21 protein-coding genes and 1 riboswitch are annotated in these 20,904 nt (G+C 71.3%); of the genes, 9 read left to right on the forward strand and 12 right to left on the reverse strand.

Annotation, left to right across the window (positions count from 1 at the left end; all coding sequences use genetic code 11):
* The first annotated feature begins 247 nt into the window (after positions 1-247).
* Together ACFWVP_RS32795 and ACFWVP_RS32800 are read left to right on the forward strand one after the other, a co-directional pair.
* Positions 248-1,447 carry a Glu/Leu/Phe/Val dehydrogenase dimerization domain-containing protein gene (locus tag ACFWVP_RS32795; RefSeq protein WP_384501634.1) on the forward strand — a complete coding sequence of 400 codons (1,200 nt, stop codon included), beginning with the start codon at positions 248-250 and terminating at the stop codon, positions 1,445-1,447.
* Between the two features lie 56 nt (positions 1,448-1,503).
* Positions 1,504-2,115, forward strand: a complete 612-nt coding sequence (locus tag ACFWVP_RS32800; protein WP_384501635.1) for a TetR/AcrR family transcriptional regulator — start codon at positions 1,504-1,506, stop codon at positions 2,113-2,115.
* Between the two features lie 147 nt (positions 2,116-2,262).
* Here the strand turns inward: ACFWVP_RS32800 and ACFWVP_RS32805 are convergent, their stop codons facing one another.
* Both ACFWVP_RS32805 and ACFWVP_RS32810 read right to left on the reverse strand, forming a co-directional pair.
* Positions 2,263-3,264, reverse strand: a complete 1,002-nt coding sequence (locus ACFWVP_RS32805) for a DUF6745 domain-containing protein (RefSeq protein WP_384501636.1) — start codon at positions 3,262-3,264, stop codon at positions 2,263-2,265.
* A gap of 162 nt (positions 3,265-3,426) precedes the next feature.
* Complete coding sequence (locus tag ACFWVP_RS32810) at positions 3,427-3,753, reverse strand: hypothetical protein (RefSeq protein ID WP_384501637.1); 327 nt, start codon at positions 3,751-3,753, stop codon at positions 3,427-3,429.
* 163 nt (positions 3,754-3,916) lie between these two features.
* On the opposite strand from ACFWVP_RS32810, the gene ACFWVP_RS32815 reads away from it, so the two are divergent.
* Genes ACFWVP_RS32815 through ACFWVP_RS32840 form a run of 6 tightly spaced genes read left to right on the forward strand, consistent with a single transcriptional unit; the run spans position 3,917 to position 10,255 of the window.
* Complete coding sequence (locus ACFWVP_RS32815) at positions 3,917-4,876, forward strand: STM4015 family protein (protein ID WP_384501638.1); 960 nt, start codon at positions 3,917-3,919, stop codon at positions 4,874-4,876.
* 7 nt (positions 4,877-4,883) lie between these two features.
* Positions 4,884-5,852 carry an STM4015 family protein gene (locus ACFWVP_RS32820; RefSeq protein WP_384501639.1) on the forward strand — a complete coding sequence of 323 codons (969 nt, stop codon included), beginning with the start codon at positions 4,884-4,886 and terminating at the stop codon, positions 5,850-5,852.
* Positions 5,833-7,035 carry an STM4014 family protein gene (locus tag ACFWVP_RS32825; RefSeq protein ID WP_384501640.1) on the forward strand — a complete coding sequence of 401 codons (1,203 nt, stop codon included), beginning with the start codon at positions 5,833-5,835 and terminating at the stop codon, positions 7,033-7,035. Before ACFWVP_RS32820 ends, ACFWVP_RS32825 begins: the two co-directional genes overlap by 20 nt.
* A gap of 52 nt (positions 7,036-7,087) precedes the next feature.
* A complete protein-coding gene (locus tag ACFWVP_RS32830) occupies positions 7,088-7,900 on the forward strand; it encodes an STM4013/SEN3800 family hydrolase (RefSeq protein WP_384501641.1) in 813 nt (270 codons plus the stop codon).
* Complete coding sequence (locus ACFWVP_RS32835; protein ID WP_384501642.1) at positions 7,897-9,264, forward strand: STM4012 family radical SAM protein; 1,368 nt, start codon at positions 7,897-7,899, stop codon at positions 9,262-9,264. The genes ACFWVP_RS32830 and ACFWVP_RS32835 overlap by 4 nt, the downstream gene beginning before the upstream one ends.
* 58 nt (positions 9,265-9,322) lie before the next feature.
* On the forward strand, positions 9,323-10,255 hold the full coding sequence (locus tag ACFWVP_RS32840; protein ID WP_384501643.1) for an STM4011 family radical SAM protein: 933 nt from the start codon (positions 9,323-9,325) through the stop codon (positions 10,253-10,255).
* Here the strand turns inward: ACFWVP_RS32840 and ACFWVP_RS32845 are convergent.
* The 3 genes from ACFWVP_RS32845 to ACFWVP_RS32855 form a co-directional block, all read right to left on the reverse strand.
* Positions 10,209-10,685 (reverse strand): GNAT family N-acetyltransferase, encoded by a 477-nt coding sequence (locus ACFWVP_RS32845; protein WP_384501654.1) that lies wholly within the window; start codon positions 10,683-10,685, stop codon positions 10,209-10,211. The two genes, ACFWVP_RS32840 and ACFWVP_RS32845, sit on opposite strands and share 47 nt — an antisense overlap.
* Before the next feature lie 56 nt (positions 10,686-10,741).
* A complete protein-coding gene (locus tag ACFWVP_RS32850) occupies positions 10,742-11,569 on the reverse strand; it encodes an SGNH/GDSL hydrolase family protein (RefSeq protein WP_384501644.1) in 828 nt (275 codons plus the stop codon).
* Positions 11,570-11,800: 231 nt separating this feature from the next.
* Positions 11,801-12,745 (reverse strand): peptidoglycan DD-metalloendopeptidase family protein, encoded by a 945-nt coding sequence (locus tag ACFWVP_RS32855; protein WP_384501645.1) that lies wholly within the window; start codon positions 12,743-12,745, stop codon positions 11,801-11,803.
* Between the two features lie 4 nt (positions 12,746-12,749).
* A riboswitch (cyclic di-AMP (ydaO/yuaA leader) is annotated at positions 12,750-12,921 on the reverse strand.
* Between the two features lie 406 nt (positions 12,922-13,327).
* Here ACFWVP_RS32855 and ACFWVP_RS32860 point away from each other — a divergent pair.
* On the forward strand, positions 13,328-14,137 hold the full coding sequence (locus ACFWVP_RS32860; protein WP_384501646.1) for a tyrosine-protein phosphatase: 810 nt from the start codon (positions 13,328-13,330) through the stop codon (positions 14,135-14,137).
* A gap of 96 nt (positions 14,138-14,233) precedes the next feature.
* Here the strand turns inward: ACFWVP_RS32860 and ACFWVP_RS32865 are convergent, their stop codons facing one another.
* The 7 genes from ACFWVP_RS32865 to shc all read right to left on the reverse strand — a co-directional run bounded on the left by ACFWVP_RS32865 (position 14,234) and on the right by shc (position 20,791).
* Positions 14,234-14,407: a DUF6126 family protein gene (locus ACFWVP_RS32865; RefSeq protein WP_384501647.1), complete on the reverse strand. Its 174-nt coding sequence runs from the start codon at positions 14,405-14,407 to the stop codon at positions 14,234-14,236.
* A gap of 76 nt (positions 14,408-14,483) precedes the next feature.
* Complete coding sequence (locus ACFWVP_RS32870; protein WP_384501648.1) at positions 14,484-15,212, reverse strand: helix-turn-helix domain-containing protein; 729 nt, start codon at positions 15,210-15,212, stop codon at positions 14,484-14,486.
* Positions 15,213-15,308: 96 nt separating this feature from the next.
* A complete protein-coding gene (locus ACFWVP_RS32875) occupies positions 15,309-16,706 on the reverse strand; it encodes an aspartate aminotransferase family protein (protein WP_384501649.1) in 1,398 nt (465 codons plus the stop codon).
* Between the two features lie 13 nt (positions 16,707-16,719).
* On the reverse strand, positions 16,720-16,926 hold the full coding sequence (locus ACFWVP_RS32880) for a hypothetical protein (RefSeq protein WP_384501655.1): 207 nt from the start codon (positions 16,924-16,926) through the stop codon (positions 16,720-16,722).
* Between the two features lie 186 nt (positions 16,927-17,112).
* Positions 17,113-18,132 (reverse strand): adenosyl-hopene transferase HpnH, encoded by a 1,020-nt coding sequence (hpnH, locus tag ACFWVP_RS32885; RefSeq protein ID WP_384501650.1) that lies wholly within the window; start codon positions 18,130-18,132, stop codon positions 17,113-17,115.
* A gap of 6 nt (positions 18,133-18,138) precedes the next feature.
* Positions 18,139-18,792 carry a 1-hydroxy-2-methyl-2-butenyl 4-diphosphate reductase gene (locus ACFWVP_RS32890; RefSeq protein WP_384501651.1) on the reverse strand — a complete coding sequence of 218 codons (654 nt, stop codon included), beginning with the start codon at positions 18,790-18,792 and terminating at the stop codon, positions 18,139-18,141.
* A 4-nt stretch (positions 18,793-18,796) separates the two neighbouring features.
* On the reverse strand, positions 18,797-20,791 hold the full coding sequence (gene shc, locus ACFWVP_RS32895; protein WP_384501652.1) for a squalene--hopene cyclase: 1,995 nt from the start codon (positions 20,789-20,791) through the stop codon (positions 18,797-18,799).
* Between the last annotated feature and the right edge of the window lie 113 nt (positions 20,792-20,904).

A 20,904-nucleotide genomic window follows, 5' to 3' on the forward strand; every position in this document is an offset into this window, starting at 1 on the left:
ACGTGCGTACGCACCGCAGGATTCCGCATCCGGCACCCGTTGATGTCACATCCGGCGGGGTCCCGTGCGCCGGCACGGGTGAGGGCCGCGGGACCGCAGGGGCTCCGAGGGTCGCTCCATGACCGTACGTGACGCCTCGGATCCGCTGCGCTCCGACCACCCACCTGACGGAAAGTCCTTTGACGGGCGCGCGACCCAGTCCCGATACTGACCGTCTGTTCAGTAGTACCGATCGAGGAGCCGCGTGATGACGCACCCGCCCCCCGCCCCCCACATCTCCCTGACCTGGACGGATCACGTCACCGGCACCCACGGGTTCCTGGTCGTGGACCGGCTCGTGCGCGGTGTGTCCAGCGGCGGGCTGCGGATGCGGCAGGGGTGCACGCTCGACGAGGTGGCGGGCCTGGCTCGTGGGATGACCATGAAGGAGGCCCTGCATTTCGACGCGGAGGACTCCGGGGCGCGCTACATCCCGCTGGGCGGCGCGAAGGGCGGTATCGACTTCGATCCGCGCGTCCCCGGGGCCTACGGGGTTCTGGTCCGCTATCTGCGGGCGATGCGTCCGTACGTCGAGAGCGTCTGGACGACCGGTGAGGACCTCGGGCTGACCCAGGACCTCGTCGACCGGGCCGCCGCCGAGGCGGGGCTGGTCTCCACGATCCAGGCGGTCTATCCGCTGCTGGACGACGAGGCGGCGGCCCGACGACGGCTCGCGGACGCTTTCGCCGTCACGGTGGACGGGATCGGGCTGGACGAGCTGGTCGGAGGGTGCGGGGTCGCGGAATCGGCGCTCGCCGCGCTGGACCGTGCGGGATTCACCTACGGCGACGCCCGGGTGTCCGTGCAGGGACTGGGCACCATGGGAGGGGCGACGGCGCGCTTCCTGTCCCGGGCCGGCCTCACGGTCGTCGCGGTCGCCGACGTCAAGGGGACGATCGCCAACCCGGCGGGCCTGGACGTCGAGGCCTTGCTCGCCGCCCGCGACGCGTACGGGACGGTGGACCGCGGCGCGCTGCGGGACGCGGACCGTGAGCTGCCCGCAGGCGCGTGGCTGACGGCGGACGCCGAGGTGCTCGTCCCCGCGGCCGTCTCGTACGCCATCGATGAGGTGAACCAGGCCTCGGTCAGAGCACGTTGGGTGGTCGAGGCGGCGAACATGCCGGTACTCGCGGAAGCGGAGGCGCTGCTCCGGGAGCGCGGGATCATGGTGCTGCCCGACGTGGTCGTCAACTCCGGCACGAACGCCTGGTGGTGGTGGACGCTGTTCGGGGACATCGGGGCGGACGCGGATGAGGCGTTCGCGCACACCCGCCACGCGATGCGCGCGCTGATCGACCGGATGCTGGCCCGGGCGGAGGCGGACGGCTGCACCCCCCGGGCTGCCGCGCACGCGATCGTCGCGGACCGGTTGCCGGTCATGGCCGAGCGGTTCGGCTGGTACCGGTAGGCCGCGGGTGCGGGCGGCCCGCTGCCCCTTTGGGACGCATTGGTTAGGGTGATCGCGTGGCAAGGGTGCGGCTGAGTGTGGCGGAGCGGCGTGAGGAGCTCCTCCGCGCTGCGGTCGAACAGATCGAGGTCCGGGGCGTCTCCGCGGTACGGATCGCCGACGTCGCCTCCGTCCTCGGCGTGAGCAACGCACTGGTGCTCTACCACTTCTCCACCAAGGAGAAGCTGGTGGCGGCCGCTTTCGCGTACGCGGCGGAGGCCGATCTGGCCCATCTGCGCGGGCTGTTGGCCCGCCGCACCAGCGCGGTGCGACGACTGCGGGCGGCCGTCCGCTGGTACGCGCCGACGGGCCAGGCCAAGGGCTGGCGCCTGTGGATCGAGGGCTGGGCCGTTTCCCTGCGCGACCCCGCGCTGCGCGAGGTGGCCGGCGATCTCGACCAGCAGTGGAAGGCGGAGCTGGCCGAGGTGATCGAGGAGGGGGCCGCCGCCGGTGAGTTCGACTGCGACGACCCGATGTCCGTGGCCTGGCGACTGACCGCACTCCTGGACGGCCTGGCCGTCCAGATGACGTCGTACGCGGGTCCGCTCTCCCGGGCCACGATGCTGCGGTGGGCCGAGGAGGCGCTCGCCCGCGAACTCGGCATCGAGCACGCGGTACTGACGGCCTGAGCGGTTGGCCGGTTCAGTTCCAGTCGTAGCCGGTCAGCCAGCCCTACAAGGTCAGCGGGTCAGCGGGTCAGCGGGTCAGCGGTCAGCGGGTCAGCGGCGGCAACCGCGAAGAACAGCGCCCGGTGCGGGCCGCCGCGGCTGCCCCGGTCAGGTCTGGCGCACCGGGGCGTAGGACGCCCCGTCGAGTCCGAAGGTCCAGGCGACCCCCTCCTTGGCCGTCCTGGTCCGGGGCGGCACCCGCAGCCAGTACGTGCGGCTGGTCCCGTCCGGCTCCGGGGTCGAGTTGACGACTTCGACCATCACGACGTCCTCGTCGCCGTCCATCGCGATGCACCAGAGGATGCCGGTCTCGTCACGGTGCACCGGCTCGGCGCCCGATTCGGCGAGATAGCGGTCGTATCCGTAGTACTCCAGCATCACGCGGCGCAGTTCCGCGTTCTCCTCGGCCCGTATCCGGTCGGGGGTCAGGGTCGCCAGCCCGTCGAGGAACTCGGCGGGCACGGGCATGCCGCGCCAGGCGTACAGCGCGAAGCCGTCACGGTAGGCGAGCGCCGGGCCGTCGCCCCGGTCGAGCCGTCCCGCCTCGTCGCGGTGGAGTACCACGGGCCGTTCGCTGATCACGACGGCCCGCTCGTAGGGCCACCACCAGGCGGCGTTCCTGGCGACCTCGGCCAGCCCTGTCAACCGCTCGCCCCGGCCGTCGAAGGCCGCGAGCCAGGCCGCGTCGTGCTGGCCGAGGACGGCGTCGAGCAGGAGCAGGCGCACGGCGGACTCGTCCTCGGGCCGCGGGGCGAGCTCCGCGACGACCCCCGTGCGTATCCGCTCGGCCAGCGCGGCCGTGGTCTCCCACAGCTGTGCCCCGGTGGCGGACCACAGGGCGGACCAGCCCGCCGGGCCCAACTCGTCGTACATCCGTCGGCGTTCCTCCGCCCAGGGACGGGTGCGGACCTCCTCACGCACCGAGCGCCCCGCGTCCGTGAGCTTCGCCACCGCCTCGACCGCCGCCCGTGGCGAGTCCGCCCAGATGATGCGCTCCGGCTCGGCGAGCCCCGCGCTGCGGTAGGCGAGCCGCACCCCGTCCTCGGCGGCGCCCCGGTCCGCCTCACCCGTCGCCGCCGCCACGGCCCGCCACGCGTTCACGTACTGCATCGGATTTCCCGTCCCCTGTCCTGGTCTGCCTGTTGGCCGCGCGTCACCGCGTCCATCCCAACGATCCCGTTCACCGCGGCGATCCCGCTCACCGCCCCGCCACGCCGCCGCACCCGCCACGCCGTCACTTCCGCCGCACCCCCGCATCCATCGCCGCGAAGGTCAGTCCGCGACCATGCGGACGGCGCCCGGCGTGTACTCCCGCTGGCGCACCACGCGGAACCAGCCCTTGGGCAGGGCTATCGTCGCGTGCTCCTCGTGCACCACCCGCCCTCCGTCGGGGAGATGGAGCAGCGTCGGGCCGAACGGACCGGCCTCCCGCATCAGCCTGCCGGGCCCCTGCACCGCGTGGGCGTGTCCGGTCACCTCACCCAGGGCGAGCACCAGCCGCCCCCGCCCGTCACGCAGTTCACCCGGTGCGTCGAGGAAGTGCGCGGGCACCTCGGACTCGTCCAGCGCCACGATCAGTACATCGCCCTGCCGGTACACAGACGTCTCCCCTCGGTAGCGGCACCCGCTGTGCCGGCCACGAACGAAACGCTACGGCGGGGGTCTGACAACGGGCCGCGGGACGGGCCCGGTCCGACCGTTGTCAGTGGGGCTTGATACACCTTGCGACAACAATCGTCCTCAGTATCAGGAGCTCAGTGCCATGTCCGGTGTGGACCACCTGCACGAGTTGCTCGGCCTTCCGGCCGTCGATTTCCAGCACGAGACCGGTGGGGCCGCCCTTCCGGCGGCAGACGCCGTGGCCTGGCGCGTGAGCGTCGATCCGTTCGACCCGGACACGGAGGACCGTACGTGGGAGCAGGAGTTCACGTCGTTCCTCGAAGCCGTCGACCCGGCCGGCGTCCAGGCTCTGATCATCGGGCAGTGGGGGGAGACGTACGAGGAGACGTCGTCGTACCCCATCGGTCTCGTCATCGCCGCGGCCGGCAAACTGACGTCGCTGCGCGCGGTCTTCGTCGGGGACCTGGAGATGGAGGAGGCCGAGATCTCCTGGATCCAGCAGTCCGACGTCACCGCGCTCCTGACCGCGTTCCCCGGCCTTGAGGGTCTCGGTGTGCGCGGCGGCAGCGAGCTGGTGTTCCCGCCGGTCAAGCACGATTCCCTGCGGGCGCTCACCATCGAGACGGGCGGCCTGCCCTCCGAGGTGGTGCGTGGTGTGCTGGACAGTGAGCTGCCCGCGCTGGAGGTCCTCGATCTCTGGCTGGGCGTCTCGGCGTACGGCGGCGACACGGGCCTCCCGGCCCTCGCGCCGCTGCTCTCCGGCACCCGGTTCCCGCGGCTGCACCACTTGGGCCTGCGCAACAGCGAGATCGAGAACGAGATCGCGGCCGCGGTCGCGTCGGCCCCTCTGGTCGCCCGGCTCCGCACGCTGGACCTGTCCTGCGGCACACTCGGGGACGAGGGGGCTGCCGCGCTGCTCGAAGGCCAGCCGCTCACCCATCTCACCACGCTCGATCTGCATCATCACTTCCTGACCGAGCCGATGGAGCGCAGGATCACCGAGGCCCTGGAGCCGCACGGTGTGCGGGTCGACCTGTCCGAGCGGTGCGAGCCGTGGGACGACCGCGGCGCCGCCGGCCGCTACACCACGGTTGCGGAGTGACGGCCCGATGACGATCGAGCACCCCGACACCTTCCACGGCCTGACGGTCCTCACGCTGCCCGTGCCCGGCGAGGATCCGGTGCCGGAAGGCCTGCCCGCGGCGGATTCCGTGGCCTGGCGGCTGGAGTGCGGCTGGAAGGGGCTGACGTTCCCGGAGCTCTGGCAGCACTTCCTCGGCTCGGTCGACCCGACCCGGGTCCGGGCCCTGATGATCGGCCCCTGGTGGAAGGAGGACTACACCCCGTTCGCCCCCGTGGTGGAGCGGATCGTCGCGGACGCCCGTCGGTTCCCGGCCCTCCGCGCGCTGTTCCTCGCCGATGTGGTGGGCGAGGAGTGCGAGTTGTCCTGGCTGGAGATGTGCGACGTCACCCCGCTGATCGACGCCTTCCCCCTCCTGGAGGAGCTGACGGTACGCGGCTGCGGCGACTCCGGCCCCGGGCAGGAGAAGTTGCGGTTGCGGCCGGTGCGGCATCAGAGCCTGAAGTCGCTGCGCTTCGAGTCCGGTGGCCTGCCGGGCCATGTCGTGCGTGCGGTCGGCGCGTCCGAGCTGCCCGCCCTGGAACGGCTGGATCTCTGGCTGGGTGTCGACTGGTACGGCGGCGACACGACGGTCGACGACATGCGTCCCGTGCTGTCGGGCGCCGCGTTCCCCCGGCTGCGCCACCTGGGCCTGCGGAACAGCGACATCCAGGACGAGATCGCGACGGCCGTGGCCTCCGCCCCGGTCGTCGCCCAGCTTGAGTCGCTCTCGCTCGCGATGGGCACCCTCGGTGACGAGGGAGCCCAGGCCCTCCTCGACGGTCAGCCGCTCACCCATCTGACCTCGCTGGATCTGCACCACCACTACCTCACCGGCCCGCTGGTCTCCCGCATCCAGGATCTGTGCGACCGTGCCGGCGTCGAGGTCGATCTGGAGGAGGCCGACGACTGGGATCCGACGGACGACGAGCCCCGTTATGTCGCGGTCAGCGAATAGCGTGCTGCCACGCCTCGCGGTCGTCGGTAATCCCGGCAACCGCAGGGTGGCCCTCTTCCAGGACGCCGTGCGCTCCGCCGGGCTGCCGGACGCGCGCGTGGTGTCCTGGCTGGAGGTGCTGAGGGGCGAGGCGGCCTTCCTGCCGGGCGAGCGGGTGCGCATCGAATCGCCGGGCGAGGACGCCGAGGTCGAGCGGCTGCTGCGCGGGGTCGACGACCCGACCAGGGTGGAGGGTTCGGCCCGCTGGTACGCCCGCTTCACCTCGGCGGTACGTGACGTGGCGCGGGCGGCGAAGGCGGCCGGGGCGGTTCTGCTGAACGATCCGGACGACATCTCCGTCCTGTTCGACAAGCGGCTCTGTCACGGTGTGCTGGACGCCGCCGGCGTGCCCGTGCCTGACTCGCCCACGTCGGGGCCCTCGGCGGCCCCGGTGCGGGGGTGGGCGGACGTGCGGGAGCTGATGGCCGGTCACCGCATGCCGCGGGTGTTCGTGAAGCCCGCGCACGGTTCGTCCGCCTCCGGGGTGCTGGCCGTGGAGACGGCCGGCCCCGGCCGGGTGCGGGCGACCACGTCCGTCGAGCGGGACGGCGGGGGGCTGCTCTTCAACTCCCTCCGGGTCCGCCGCTGTACGACGGAGCAGGAGGTGGCGGCGGTCGTGGACGCCCTGGCGCCGGACGGGCTGCACATCGAGCGGTGGCTGCCCAAGGCGTCGCAGCGGGGGCGGGTGGCCGACCTCCGGGTCGTCGTCGTCGCCGGCCGGGCGACGCACGCCGTCGTGCGGACCAGCCGGTCCCCCATGACCAATCTGCATCTGGGCGGGGCCCGCGGCGATCTCGACGAGGTGCGGTCCGCCGTCGAGGCGGCGGGCGGCAGCTGGGACGCGGCCCTGGCCGTGTGCGAGCGGGCCGCGGCCTGCTTCCCGGAGACGCTGTGCGTGGGTGTCGACCTGCTGCCCGCCACCGGCTGGCGGCGCTTCGCCGTCGGGGAGGTCAATGCCTTCGGTGACCTCCTGCCGCGGCTCACGGGGCTGCCGGGGAGCGGTGCGGAAGGCCTGGACACGTACGCGGCCCAGGTGGCCGCCGTACTGAGTAACAACGAGGAACAGCTGAGGAACGAACGTGCGAGGAACGAAAGCGCCAGGAACGGCGGTGTCAGGGACGACCGTGCCGTCGCGGCCCTCTGACGTGTCGTCCGGCGTCGCGGAGACAGGGACCACGGACACCCGTGATCCCGACATGAACGCGGTCGTGGGCAGTCACGACCTGCTGCTCGTCACCCTGGACACACTGCGGTACGACGTCGCCGTGGAGCTGGCCGCCGCCGGGCGCCTGCCGAATCTGGCCCGGCATCTGCCGGACGGCGCCTGGGAGAAGAGGCATGCGCCGGGTAGCTTCACCTACGCCTCCCACCAGGCGATCTTCGCCGGTTTCCTGCCGACGCCCGCGTCGCCCGGCCCGCACCCCCGGCTGTTCGCGGCACGCTTCGAGGGCAGCGAGTCCACCGCGGGCTCCACCTTCGTCCATGACACCCCGGATCTGCTCTCCGGCCTCGCCGGGGTCGGTTATCGCACGGTGTGCGTCGGCGGGGTCGGCTTCTTCAACCGCCGCCCGCCGCTCGGCTCGGTGCTGCCCGGAATGTTCCAGGAGAGCCACTGGGAGCCGGAATTCGGGGTCGCCTCGCCGACGTCCTTCGAGGCGCAGGTGACCCGCGCCGCACAGGTCGTCGCGGAACTGCCCCGCGACCAGCTGCTGTTCCTCTTCGTCAACGTGTCGGCCCTGCACCAGCCCAACTGGTTCCACCTGCCCGGCGCCACCGCGGAGGCGGGCGACTCCCGGGAGACCCATGCCGCCGCCCTGGAGTACGTGGACCGGCACATCGGGCTTCTCTTCGCCGCGGCGAGCAGCCGGCGCAGGTGTTTCGCCATCGTCTGCTCCGACCACGGCACGGCCTACGGCGACGACGGGTACACCGGCCACCGGCTCGGCCACGAAGCGGTCTGGACCGTGCCGTACGCCCACTTCTTCCTCGATCCGGGGGCATCTCGATGACCTGCACCACCAGGCCCTACCAGAGCTACGTCTACGCATACCCGCACAAGACGGCGTACCGCCCGCTCGGCGTCCACGCCACCGGCCGTCCCCTGCTGGGCGACCTGTGGGCCGGGGAACGCAAGGACGCGCTCTCCCTCTACCTCCACATACCGTTCTGCGAGGTCCGCTGCGGATTCTGCAACCTGTTCACCCGGATCGGCGCGCCGGACGAGCTGGCCACGCGCTATCTCGACGCGCTGGACCGGCAGGCGTCCGCCGTGCGGGAGGCGCTGGGTGACGAGGGGCCGGTGCGGTTCGCGGCCGCCGCCTTCGGTGGCGGCACCCCCACCTTCCTGACCGCCGGTGAGCTGGAGCGGCTCTGCGACATCGCGGAGAAGCGGATGGGCGCCGATCTGCGCTCCGTACCCCTGTCGGTGGAGACCTCCCCGTCGACCGCGACGGCGGACCGGCTGGGCGTGCTCGCCGACCGGGGCACCACCCGGATCAGCATCGGTGTGCAGAGTTTCGTCGACGCCGAGGCCCGCGCGGCGGTCCGCCCGCAGCACAGGTCCGAGGTCGAGGCGGCCCTCGGCCGGATCCGTGACGCCCGCATCCCGGTCCTCAACATCGACCTGATCTACGGCATCGACGGTCAGACGGAGGAGACCTGGCGCACCTCCCTGGACGCCGCCCTGTCCTGGCGTCCGGAGGAGCTGTACCTCTACCCGCTGTACGTACGCCCGCTGACCGGCCTCGGCCGCCAGAGCACCTCGACCGGCTCCACCTGCTCCACCGGTGAACAGGACGCGGCCTGGGACGAACAGCGGCTGCGCCTCTACCGCGCGGGCCGGGACCACCTGCTGGACCAGGGGTACGAGCAGGTGTCGATGCGGATGTTCCGCCGCGCCGGCGCCCCGCACGCCGGTCCCGAGGACTACGCCTGCCAGACCGACGGCATGATCGGGCTCGGCTGTGGCGCCCGCTCGTACACCTCCTCGCTGCACTACTCCTTCGACTACGCGGTGGAGATGCGGGAGATCAGGGGCATCATCGACGGGTTCACGGCCACCGAGGACTTCTCACGCGCCGAGGTCGGCAGGTACGTCGACGGGGACGAGGCGCGCAGGCGCCATCTGCTGCAGTCGCTGCTCCAGGCCGAGGGCCTGCGGCCCGAGGAGTACCGCGAGCGGTTCGGGTCGGATCCCCGGGCCGACTTCGCCACGGAGCTGGACCTCTTCGCCGGGCGCGGCTGGCTGGACGCGTCCGCGGCCCCCGGACTGCTGCGGCTCTCGCCCGAGGGCCTGGCGCACTCCGACGCGCTGGGCCCGGAGCTCTTCTCCCCCGGTGTACGGGCCGCGATGGCCGCGTACGAGCTGAAGTGAGCCGCCCGATGAGTACGGCCGTCCTGACCGTGGACCCGACCGACAGGGGGCGAGGAACATGGATCTGACGATCCTTTACCGGGGCCCGCTGGCCTCGTGCGACTACGACTGCCCCTACTGCCCCTTCGCCAAGCGGCGCGACAGCGGCGAGCAGCTGCGGGCGGACCGGGCGGCGCTGGAGCGGTTCACGGACTGGGCCGCCACGCAGAACGGCGACCGGCTGTCGGTGCTGTTCACCCCGTGGGGCGAGGGACTGGTCCGGTCCTGGTACCGGCGGGCGGTGGTGGAGCTGTCGCGGCTGCCGCACGTCGGGCGGGTCGCCGTCCAGACCAATCTGAGTGCCCGTACCGGATGGCTGACCCTCGCCGAGCGCGAGAAGGTCGCCCTGTGGTGCACGTATCACCCGGGCCAGACACCGTACGACCGGTTCCTCGGCAGGTGCCGGGAGCTGTCGGACCTCGGGGTGCGCTACAGCGTGGGGGTCGTGGGGCTGGACGACCACCTGGCTGAGGCCCGGCGGCTGCGGGCCGCGCTGCCCGACGAGGTGTACCTCTGGATCAACGCGGCCGAGGGGCACACCTACACGGACGAGGAGGCCGACCGGTGGACGGCCCTGGACCCGCTGTTCCCGTACAGCAGGCACCCGCACCGTTCGGCGGGGCTGCCCTGCCGGACGGGCGAGTCCGTCATCTCGGTGGACGGTGAGGGGACGGTGCGGCGCTGCCACTTCGTCCGGGCCGAGCTTGGCAACCTCTACGACGGCAGCTACCGGCGCTCCCTCGGGCCGCGTGGCTGTCCGGCCGAGGTGTGCGACTGCCACATCGGCTACGTGCACCTGGAGACGCTGCCCCTGTACGACGTCTTCGCGGGCGGTGTCCTGGAGCGGATACCCGCCCGCCCGCGGACCGCAACCGCCCGCGGGCAGTCCCTCACGCTGTCGCCGGTCAGGCTCGCGGAGCGGCGCCCGGGCCTGCCGGACGTCGCACCATGAAGACGTCGACCGGGTCCTGGGACTCCACGACGAATCCGTGACGCCCGTAGAGCCGGCGGGCGGCGCTGCCGCGCAGGACGTTCAGCCGCACGGCCACGCCCTTACGGTCGGTGTCCGCGAGCACCGTGCGCAGCACGGCCGATCCGAGCCCCCGGCCCTGGTGGCGCGGGGCCAGGTAGAAGTGCTCCAGCAGCTTCCCGTCGTCGGCGGGCCGGACGGTGACGCATCCCGCGAACTCACCGCCGGCCAGGACGAGGGAGGTGTGGCGGGTGGAGAACGAGTCCCGCAGCCGCTGCCGCACCCTGTGCTCGTCGTAGCGGCCGAGGCGTTCCAGGTCCGCGCGCATGACGACGGCCCGCAGCTCCGCGACCGCCTCGACGTCCGTGGCCCGCGCGGCGCGCAGCACCCACTCCGCGCAGGGCGCGGGCAGGGGCGACGGACCGCTCCGTACGGGAGCCGCGGGGACCGCACCGTCCGTCAGAGGGCTCACAGGGGGAGCAGGTCGGGGCGCTTGGCCTCGACGTGGTCACCGGAGGACTCGCCGCGCAGACGTCGTCCGATCCACGGCACGAGGTACTCACGCGCCCAGTGGATGTCGTCGCGCCGCACCTCGATCGTCCTGCGCTGTACCTGCGGCGGCCACATCCGGTCGGGGTCGGCCGGTACGTCGAGTCCCAGGACCTGGGCGGCACGCAGCGCGACCCGGGTGTGCCCCTCGGACGAGAGGTGCAGCCGGTCGTCGTCCCAGGCGCGGCGGTCCTGCACGGACCGCAGCGACCACAGGTCCAGGACCGGGCAGTCGTAGCGGTCGGCGATGGACCGGACGTGGGCGGTGTACGTGGCGATCTTGCCTCGCAGGTGCCGGAGTACGGGGACGTGACGGGTGTCGAAGCCGGTGGTGACCATGACGGTGCCGACCGCCTGCGTCAGTTCGGCGACCGCGCGCTCGAAGCGTTCCGCCACGTCGTCCGGGTCGGAGCCGGGCCGGATGATGTCGTTGCCGCCCGCGCAGAAGCTCACCAGATCCGGTGCCAGCTCCTTGGCGCGGGGGACCTGTTCCGCGACTATCTGGTCGAGGAGGCGTCCGCGTACGGCGAGATTGGCGTACCGGAAGTTCCCGTGCGGGCCGTCCGCGGGACCTACCACCGCTCCGGGGACCGGGAGCTGGTCCGCGAGGAGGACCGCGAACCGGTCCGCCCAGCCGAGGAGCCTCCCGTCGGGGCCGGGGTCCCCGACGCCTTCGGTGAAGCTGTCGCCAATCGCTGCGTACGACCCGATGATGCCTCGTCGTGTGTTTCTCGAATCGTCTGCCACAAGCGCATATCCTGCACCTTCGATTGTGACCTACGCGACCGTAATAGGGGGTTGACGGGTGGTGAGAAAGACCACCCGGTCAGGTTTTGGTAAAGCCGGAATAAGAAGAGGGGCGGCGCGCAGTCGCGCACCGCCCCTCTTCTTCACGCCATTCGGAGACGCTCACCTGAAGTCGCTCATCCGAAGATGCCGGACGCGGACGCTCGGATGGAGACGCTCGGATGGAGACGCTCAGATGGCGACGCCGTGCGAGCGCAGGTACGCGATCGGGTCGACGTCGGAGCCGTAGCTCGGGCCGGTGCGGACCTCGAAGTGGAGGTGCGGGCCGGTGGAGTTGCCGGTGGAGCCGGAGAGGCCGATCTGCTGGCCGCCGGTGACGGTCTGGCCGGCGGAGACACCGAGCGAGGACAGGTGGGCGTACTGGGAGTACATGCCGTCGCTGTGCTGGATGACGACCTCGTTGCCGTACGAACCGCTCCACCCGGCCGAGACCACGGTGCCCGGGCCGATGGACCGGACGCCGGTGCCGGAGGCGGCCTGGAAGTCGGAGCCGGTGTGGTAGCCGCTGGACCAGCTGGCGCCGGAGGCGCGGTACTGGGTGGTGACGTTGGCGTCGGCGACGGGGGCGGCCCAGCCGGAGCTGTTGCCCGCGGAAGCGGCGGTGGAGTCGGAGGTGTCGGCGGTGTCGGTCGCCTTTACGGCCTTCTCGACCGGGGCGGCGGCCTTGGGCGCCGACTCGGCCTTCGAGGGGGTCGCCTCGGACGGCGCGGCCTTGGGCGCGGACCGCTCGGCCGAACCGGACGCCTTGGCGCCGAGGGTCAGCTTCATGCCCGGGAAGATCAGGCTCGGGTCGTCGCCGACGACGTCGCGGTTGTCCTTGTACAGCTTCTCCCAGCCGCCCTTGAGCTTCTGGTCGGCCGCGATCTTCGACAGGTAGTCGCCGGAGACCACGGAGTAGGTCTTCGGAGCACTCTGCTTCTTCGCCACCGAGGCGGCGGGCGCGCTGTGGGCGGCGCTCGCGGCGGACTTGGCGGCAGGCGCGGCCTGCTCCGCCGCGTGGGCGCCGGTGGCGCCGATCAGCGGAAGGGCGAGAACGGCGCCACCGGTCCCGGCGGCGAGGACGCCTCGGGTGATGGGGCCGGTCTTCGTACGACGGTGCTTACCCTTTGCGGGCATGGGGAGTTCCTCTCCGGCGCCTACGAGGTGAGCTGTCGGGTTCGGACTGGAGATGCCCGGCCGCGCTGGACGCGACTTGACCCCGAGCCGTTCCGGATCCCTCCGGCCGGCGGCTTACCTGGTTCCCCCGTTCCTGCCACACGTTGGTCGGTGCGGATTCCGGGCGGCGGCAGGATTAGGCGTTCCGTCCGGATTGACCGTGACCGTAAGCGAGCCAGGACGCCGGGAACAAGCCGCCGGTTGCGAACCGGAATCCGCTCTTCATTTCCCGCCGGGAATTACGGTCACACTCCGTGGATTACGGATCTTGGCTTTCCGCGCGGCGTCCGGAATACCCGCCCGCGGTTCCGCCACACACCGTCACGGATATGATCCCGCTCACCTGCCCGACCCATCTCCCATGCAAGCAGGGCATGTTCTGCCAAATGCATCAATACGGACATTGCTCGATTTCGTCCTCTTTCGCGCGGACCTGAAAACAGGGCGGCGGCCGAGACGGTTGTCCGATGAACGCATGTCGTATCGTCGCGAGCGTGGCCTCGTCGGCGAGCCGCGCCGACGCCAGACACTCCAGGAGTCCTTGTGACGCAGCTGCCAGAGGTTCCGTCGACCGACATCGAGCTGACCGGTGTCCGCAATTTCCGCGATGTGGGCGGGCTCCCGACCACGGACGGCGGGAAGGTCCGGCACGGACGCCTCTACCGCAGCGGCCACCTGGCGCACGCCACCGAGGCGGACGCGGCCTTCCTCGCCGGCCTCGGCCTGCACACGGTCTTCGACTTCCGCAACGCGGCGGACCGCAAGCTCGACGGTCATGACGTGGAACTGCCCGGCGTCCGGAATGTCAGCATTCCACTCTCGGACCCGGCCGACGGCGCCGAGTTCTGGCGGCTCGTGCGTGACGGGAACATCCAGCAGCTGCGATCGATCCTCGCCGGCGACAGGGGGACGGACCGCATGATCGCCTCGTACCGGTCGATCATCAAGGACCGCACGGCCGAGCACAGCCGGGTGCTGCACGCACTGGCCGAGGACAGCGTCCCCGCGCTCATGCACTGCGCCGCGGGCAAGGACCGGGCGGGCCTGTCGATCGCGATCTCGCTGCTGGCCGTCGGTGTCGAGAAGGAGGCCATCGAGGCCGACTACCTGAAGTCCAACGACGCGCACCGGCGCTACAAGGTGCGGCGCAGCGACACCTCTTCGGCGGGGATGTCGGAAGAGGTGATGGAACTGCTCAATCCGCTGTTCGGCGCGCACTCCGACTACCTCGACGCCGCGTTCACGGCGATCGAGGACACCTGGGGCGGCACGGAGCGCTACCTCACGGAGGGCCTGAAGCTTGCCCCCGCGACGCGCGAGAAGCTGCGCGAGCGCCTGGTCGAGGGCGCCTAGGGCCTCTCGTTCGGATCAGGCCGGGGCAGGGAGCGGGGCCGGCATGATCCGAACGAGAGGCCGGCCCCGGGCCGGCCGGCCGTCGCGCCGGGCGGGTCAGCCTTTGCCCGCCACGGTGAACAGGATGAAGAGGAAGGCCGCGACGACGTGCCCGGCCACCAGGTAGGCGAAGAGCCGGATGACCACGCCTCGGGGCATCTTCCGCTCCTGCGTGTCCTTACCCTCGGGCCTGCGCGGAGTGAGAGGGTCATAGTTGGATGAATCAGACATGAGAGTCCTCTCTTTCGACCGCTCGGGCCGAGGGGACGAAGGGTCTACGGAGTGGTGGAGCGGGGCGGGGCGGGGTTCACCCGCGGTGGACCTCGCCGCCCAGGCACAGCTCGGCGGCGGGACTCTGCAACAGCGTGTGGACGAAGAGCAGCCGCACACCGCCACGGTCGAGCGCGGCGATCCGGTGCGGGGTGAGCGAGTCGAAGTGCGCGCTGTCACCCGGGTCGAGGTCGTGCACGGTCTCCCCCAGGGCCACCCGCAGCCGCCCGTCGAGGACGTACAGCCACTCCTCGCCGGGATGGACGCGTACGAGATCGCTCTGGGCTCCGTACGGGACGCTCACCCGCAGCGCCTGCATGGCGCGGCCCGAGGCACCGGCCTGGTGGTACAGCCAGCCGTCGGCCTCCGCGCCGCCACCGCCCGAGGAGCCGCCCGAGGAGCCACCGGAAGACCCCTGGGAGATACCCGCGGAAGAGGCTCCCCCGGAACCCCCTCCGAAGGGGATCCCTCCGAAAGGTCCTCGCGGCGACCCGCCGACGGCGCCGCCGCGCACGATCGCGTCCCGCTCGGGCGGCATCTCACCGAGGAGCTCGGAGACCGTCGTACCATAGATGCGGGCAAGTCCGAGCAGCATGGGCAATGAGGGCTGCCTGCGGCCCGTTTCGAGCCTGGAGAGATGGGCCGGGGAGAGCCCGGCCCGCCCGGCGGCGGTCTCCAGGGTGAGACCTCGGTTGCGGCGCAGGTCACGCAGGCGCGGCGCGACCCCCGGCACCTCGTCGGCCACCCCTCCTTCGGGAGGATTCATGCTTCCATTGAGCCAGGATCTTTCCTCTCGGGCAAATTTTTTGCCTGAGAGGTAAAAAGCCCTGATGCGCCGTGGAGCGCCCTGGAGCAGTCGTGCTCACCGGTTGGCGACCGCCTGTTTCACCAGGGTCCTGCCGAAGTCCCACATCAGCCCGCCCCCGCTGTGCGCGTCGTCCATGACGGCCGTGAAGGCGGTCACGAAGCGGTCCACCTCCCGCTCCCCGATGACCAGTGGCGGAATCAGCTTGATGACCTCCATATGGTCGCCGGAGACCTGCGTGAGGATGTGGTGCTTCTGCAGCAGCGGCACCACCACCATCTGGGCGAAGAGGCCCTTGCGGGCGGCCTGGAGCATGGTCCATCGGCTGCGGAGCTTCAGCGAGGAGGGCCGGCCGAACTCGATGCCGATCATCAGGCCCCGCCCGCGGACCTCATGCAGCAGCTCGTAGCGGCCGACGAGTGCGGCGAGCCGCTCCCGCAGCAGATCACCGGTGCGGCGGGCGTTCGCGACCGTCTCCTCGTCCTCCATCACGGCGAGCACCGCGAGTCCGGCCGCCATGGCCTGGGCGTTCGATCCGAAGCTCGCGGAGTGGACGAGGACCCGGTCCATGGAGGAGTAGACGCGCTTGAAGATCCAGTCCTTGCCGAGCGTCGCCCCGACCGGCACGTAGCCGCCGGACAGCGCCTTGGCCACGCAGACGAGATCGGGCTCGACACCGTCCTCGTGCTGGTAGGCGTAGAAGTCGCCGGTCCTGCCGAGCCCGGTCTGCACCTCGTCGGCGATGAGCACCGCCTTGTGCCGGTGCAGCAGCTCCTGCGCGGCCCTCAGGAAGCCCGGCGGTGAGGCGTGGACGCCCTTGCCCTGGATCGGCTCGACGACCAGCCCCGCCACGTCGCCGCGCTTCAGCTCGCGCCGCAGGGCGTCCAGGTCGCCGAGCTCGATCGCCGTGTCGGGGAGCAGCGGTGCGAAGCCGTCCCGGAATCCGGACTCGCCGTTGACGGAGAGCGAGCCGGTTGTCAGCCCGTGGAAGGCGTGGTCGCAGTAGAGGACACGTGGCTTCCCGGTCGCGTACCGGGCGAATTTCAGGGCGGTCTCGACCGCCTCGGTGCCGCTGTTCCCGAAGAACACCCGGTCCAGGTGCGGGCTGTGCGCCAGCAGCCGTTCGGCCAGCAGTCCGGGCAGCGGCTGGCAGTCGAAGCGGGTGAGGTCGGCGAGCGAGGCGTCGAGGACGTCGTGCAGTGCCTTGCGTACGACGGGGTGGTGTCTGCCGAGCCCCATCACGCCGAATCCGGCGAGCATGTCGAGGTAGTCGTCGCCGTCCGCGTCCCAGAAGTACGCGCCCTCGGCCCGCTCGTAGACCTTGTCGAAGCCGAGGGTGCGCAGCATGCGCGGCAGTTGGTGGTTCAGGTGCCGGGTGTGCAGCTCGTAGCGTTCGGCGCCGCGTTCCGCGAGGAGCCGTGCCAGATCGAAGCCCTCGGGCCCGTCGTCCTTCATCGCCCGCTCTCCTTCACCATGTTCGTGTCCGCCGCCCTCGGTCGGGGAACCGTTCGGCGAACCGGGTCGGTCCGGCGGGGTGCGGCATCGCCGCGGTGATCGCGACGACGTCCGGGCGTTCGGCGCCGATCCGTGCGATCTCGTCCGCGAGTCCGCCGAGCTCCGACGGGCTCGGTGCCTTGAGATCCCGCGGCCCCAGGATGTTCTCCGGCATCGTCATGCTCGGGCCCTCTCTCCGGTCCTGTTTGCGGCTCACGGTCACGGCCGGGGCCCCGGGGCGGGTACCCGTTCGCGCACCGGCGCGTACCGACCGGCGGCCGGCGACGCGCCGCGTGGGGTGGCGCGTCGAGGCCGGGCCGCCGGCCCGGGGAGAGCCGGAGCGACCGGCTCTCCCGTGGTCAGGACGTCACCGGTTGCCGCCGATGGTCTCCCGTGCCGCGCGCAGCGATTCCTTCAACGACCCCATGGTGGCGAGGACCGCGGTCGGCTCGTAGCCGCAGTGCGCCATGCAGTTGGCACACCGCGGGTCCTTGCCGCGGCCGTACTTCTCCCAGTCGGTCTCCTCGATGAGCTGCCGGTACGTCGGGACGTACCCGTCGTTCATCAGGTAACAGGGCCGCTGCCAGCCGAAGAGCGAGTAGTTGGGGATCGCCCACGCCGTGCAGGGGAAGTCCGCCTTGCCCTCCAGGAAGTCCAGGAAGAGCGGCGAGTGGTTCAGCCGCCAGCGGGCCCGGTTGCCGCCGGCGAAGGTTTTCTTGAAGAGCTCACGGGTCTGTTCCACGCCCAGGAAGTGCTCCTGGTCGGGTGCCTTCTCGTAGGCGTAGGCGGGCGAGATCATCATCTCGTCGACCTTCAGGTCGTCGTTGAGGAAGTTGAGTACCTCGATGATGGTCTGCGGGGTGTCGGTGTTGAAGAAGGTGGAGTTGGTGGTGACCCGGAAGCCGCGCCGCTTGGCCTCCTTCATCGCCTCGACCGCCTCGTCGAAGACGCCCTCCTTCGCCACTGACTCGTCGTGCCGCTCACGCAGCCCGTCGATGTGCACGGCGAAGGCGAAGTACGGCGACGGCGTGAACTTCTCGAGCTTCTTGCGCATCAGCATGGCGTTGGTGCAGAGGAAGACGTACTTCTTCTTCGCCACCAGCTGGCGCACGATCTCGTCGATCTGCGGGTGCATCAGCGGCTCGCCACCGGCGATCGACACCATCGGGGCACCCGATTCGAGCACCGCCCCGACGGCCTGGGCCACGGGCATGCGCTGCTTGAGGACTCCGGCCGGGTGCTGGATCTTCCCACAGCCCTCGCACGCCAGATTGCAGGCGAACAAGGGCTCCAGCTCGACGATCAGCGGGAACTTGTCCCGCTTGCGGAGCTTCTGTTCGATGAGATACGTCGCAACCTTGATGGACTGACGGAGCGGCATGGCCATCTGGGCTCACCTCCTGGGGAGCAGCAAAGATCGGTGCCATTCATGGAAAGCCGGAAGGACAGCACGAAGAACACGGAATGCCGATATTCCACCGCGTACCGTGCCGATGCGGACGAGCTCATGCTCAGGAGCATCCACGACCACCCGTACGGCGGCAACGGGGCGTGCCCCGGTCCGTACGGCGGTGCGGAGCGTGGCGGCGGACTCCATGTCCACCGCGATGGCGCCGGTGGCCCGGAGCCCGGCGCGTTCGGGTCCCCTGACGACGTGGCCGGAGCCGGTCAGTGGTCCGGTGTGGACGGCGCGGCCCGGCACCGCCCTGGTCAGGGCGTCGACGAGCAGGCCCGTCCCGACGCAGGGCGTCGTGCCGTTGTCGTCGCGGGTCTCCTCGGCCACCACGAGGTCGCCGGGGTGCATGCCGGGGGCCAGCCCGGCGCAGAAACCCGAGGCGATGACCGCGGCCCCTCGGACTCCGTCCCGCCCCAGCGCGAGCCGGACGGCGTTCTCGGCGGCCTTGGGCCCCATCCCGGTCCTGATGACGGTCACCGGCCCGGGAGCTCCGTTGCCCCGGCCCGTGCGCAGGGCGAAGTGCTCGATGGCGAGCGCACAGGCGATGAGGAGCGGCGTGGCGGGGGCGGTTGGTCTCCGGTCGTCCCCCATCCGGTCAGGCCCCCTTACCGGAACCGGTGGCGAACGGGTCGCCGTAGACGTACCGGCCCAGTGCGGTGAGGGGGAACACCTGCCGGTAGAGGTGGTAGTTGATGGAGAAGTCCCACGGGAAGCCGGTTCCGGTGAAGTACGGCTCGTCCCAGGAACCGTCCGCCAGCTGGGTTCCCGCCAGCCAGCCGATGCCCCGCTCGACGGCCCTGCTGTCGCGCCTCCCGGCGGAGAGGAGCGCGAGGAGGGCCCAGGCGGTCTGGGAGGCGGTCGACGCTCCGCGCCCGATCCACTTCTCCTCCTGGTAGGAGCGCAGGTCCTCGCCCCAGCCGCCGTCGTCGTTCTGGACGGACTCGAGCCAGCCGACGGCCCGCCGGACCGAGGGGTGCGCCGCGGGCAGACCGGCCGCGATCAGTGCGGGCACCACGGACCCTGTGCCGTAGATGTAGTTGACGCCCCACCGGCCGAACCACGCGCCGCTCGCCTCCTGTTCGGCGAGCAGCCACTCGATTCCCCTGCGGGTACGGGGGTGGCTCGACCGGCCCTCGACGGCGAGCATCTCCACCACGTGCCCGGTGACGTCGGCGGACGGCGGGTCGATGACCTCGCCGAAGTCGCAGAACGGCAGCCTGTTCGGAAAGGGGCTGGTGTTGTCCGCGTCGAAGGCGCCCCAGGCCCCGTTGCGGGACTGCATGCCGAGGTTCCAGCGCACCCCCCGCTCGATCGCGGCCTCGACCCTGTCGGGGTCCGGGTGGCGGACCCGGCGCAGCGCGAGAACGACCTCGGCGGTGTCGTCGATGTCCGGGTAGTTGTCGTTGTGGAACTCGAACGCCCAGCCACCGGGGGCCAGTTCAGGCTTGCGTACGGACCAGTCGCCCGGCCGTACGATCTCCTCACCGAGCATCCAGTCGGCGGCCTTCACGAGGGCCGGGTGGTCGGGGCTCAGTCCGGCGTCGGCGAGCGCGATGGTGGCGAGGCAGGTGTCCCAGACCGGTGACTGGCAGGCCTCGATCATGCGGGCACCGTCCTCGCGCCGGACGGTGAACCGGTCGAGCGAGGCGAGCCCGGCCCTCATCACCGGGTGGTCGAGGTCGTAGCCCAGCAGGTGCAGGGCGATGATCGAGTAGACGGCGGGAGGCTGGATGCCGCCCCAGCAGCCGTCGTTCTCCTGGCGTTCGATGATCCAGCGGGCCGCGGCGTTCATGGCCACGCGGCGCAGTCGGCGCGGGGCGACCCTGTGGTAGGCGTGCAGCGCCTTGTCGAGCCGCTGGAAGACACCGTCCCAGCTGGCCATCGGGGCCGTGCGCCCCGGGGGGGTCGGGTTCGCCGGATCGGTGTGCAGCTCGTCGAGGGTGAACGGGGCGGGGCGGACGGGACGCTTCGCGGAGACGACGGTGAGCGGGACGATGGTCTGGCGGGCCCAGCAGCCGAAGTCGTAGATGTTGAGCGGGACCCACTTCGGGAAGAACATCAGCTCGGGCGGCAGCTCCGGCAGGTCGTCCCACTTCCACCAGCCGAAGAGGGCGAGCCAGATCCGGGTGAAGACCCGGGCCGCCGCGATGCCTCCCCGGTCCCGGACGAAGCGCGCGGCGCGGATCATGTGCGGGTCGTCCGGCCGGTCTCCTGCCAGCCGGAGTGCGACGTACCCCTCGATGGTGGCGGAGAGGTCGCCGGGCCCGCCGTGGAAGGTGGCCCAGGTGCCGTCACCGAGCTGCTCGCCGCGGATGAAGCGGGCTGCCGCCTGCACCGTGGCGGGGTCCTGGATGCCCAGGAACTGACGGAGCAGCAGGTCCTCGGCGTCCATCGTGACGTTGGTGGCGAGGTCCCCCTTCCACCAGCCCTGCTCGTCCTGCCTGCCGAGGAGGTGCTCCACCGAGCGTTCCGCGGCCCGTCGCGCGACGGCGAGGACGTCGTCCGCGGCGATGGTCGTGTCGGTCGGATCGCTTACCGGGGCTGCGCGGAGGTTCGCGGCCCCGGTGCTTCCGTCGGTCGTCGCTGTCATGGCTTCCCCTTCGTGCAGTTGGTCCGCTGCTGTGCTGGGGTCTCCGTCGGCGGGCGCCCCGCCACGGCGCCCCCCCCCGCCAGCCACTGAAAATCGAAATGTGTTAAAAAAAT

The sequence above is a fragment of the Streptomyces sp. NPDC058637 genome, from assembly GCF_042717325.1.
In the GTDB taxonomy this organism is placed as follows: Bacteria; Actinomycetota; Actinomycetes; order Streptomycetales; family Streptomycetaceae; genus Streptomyces.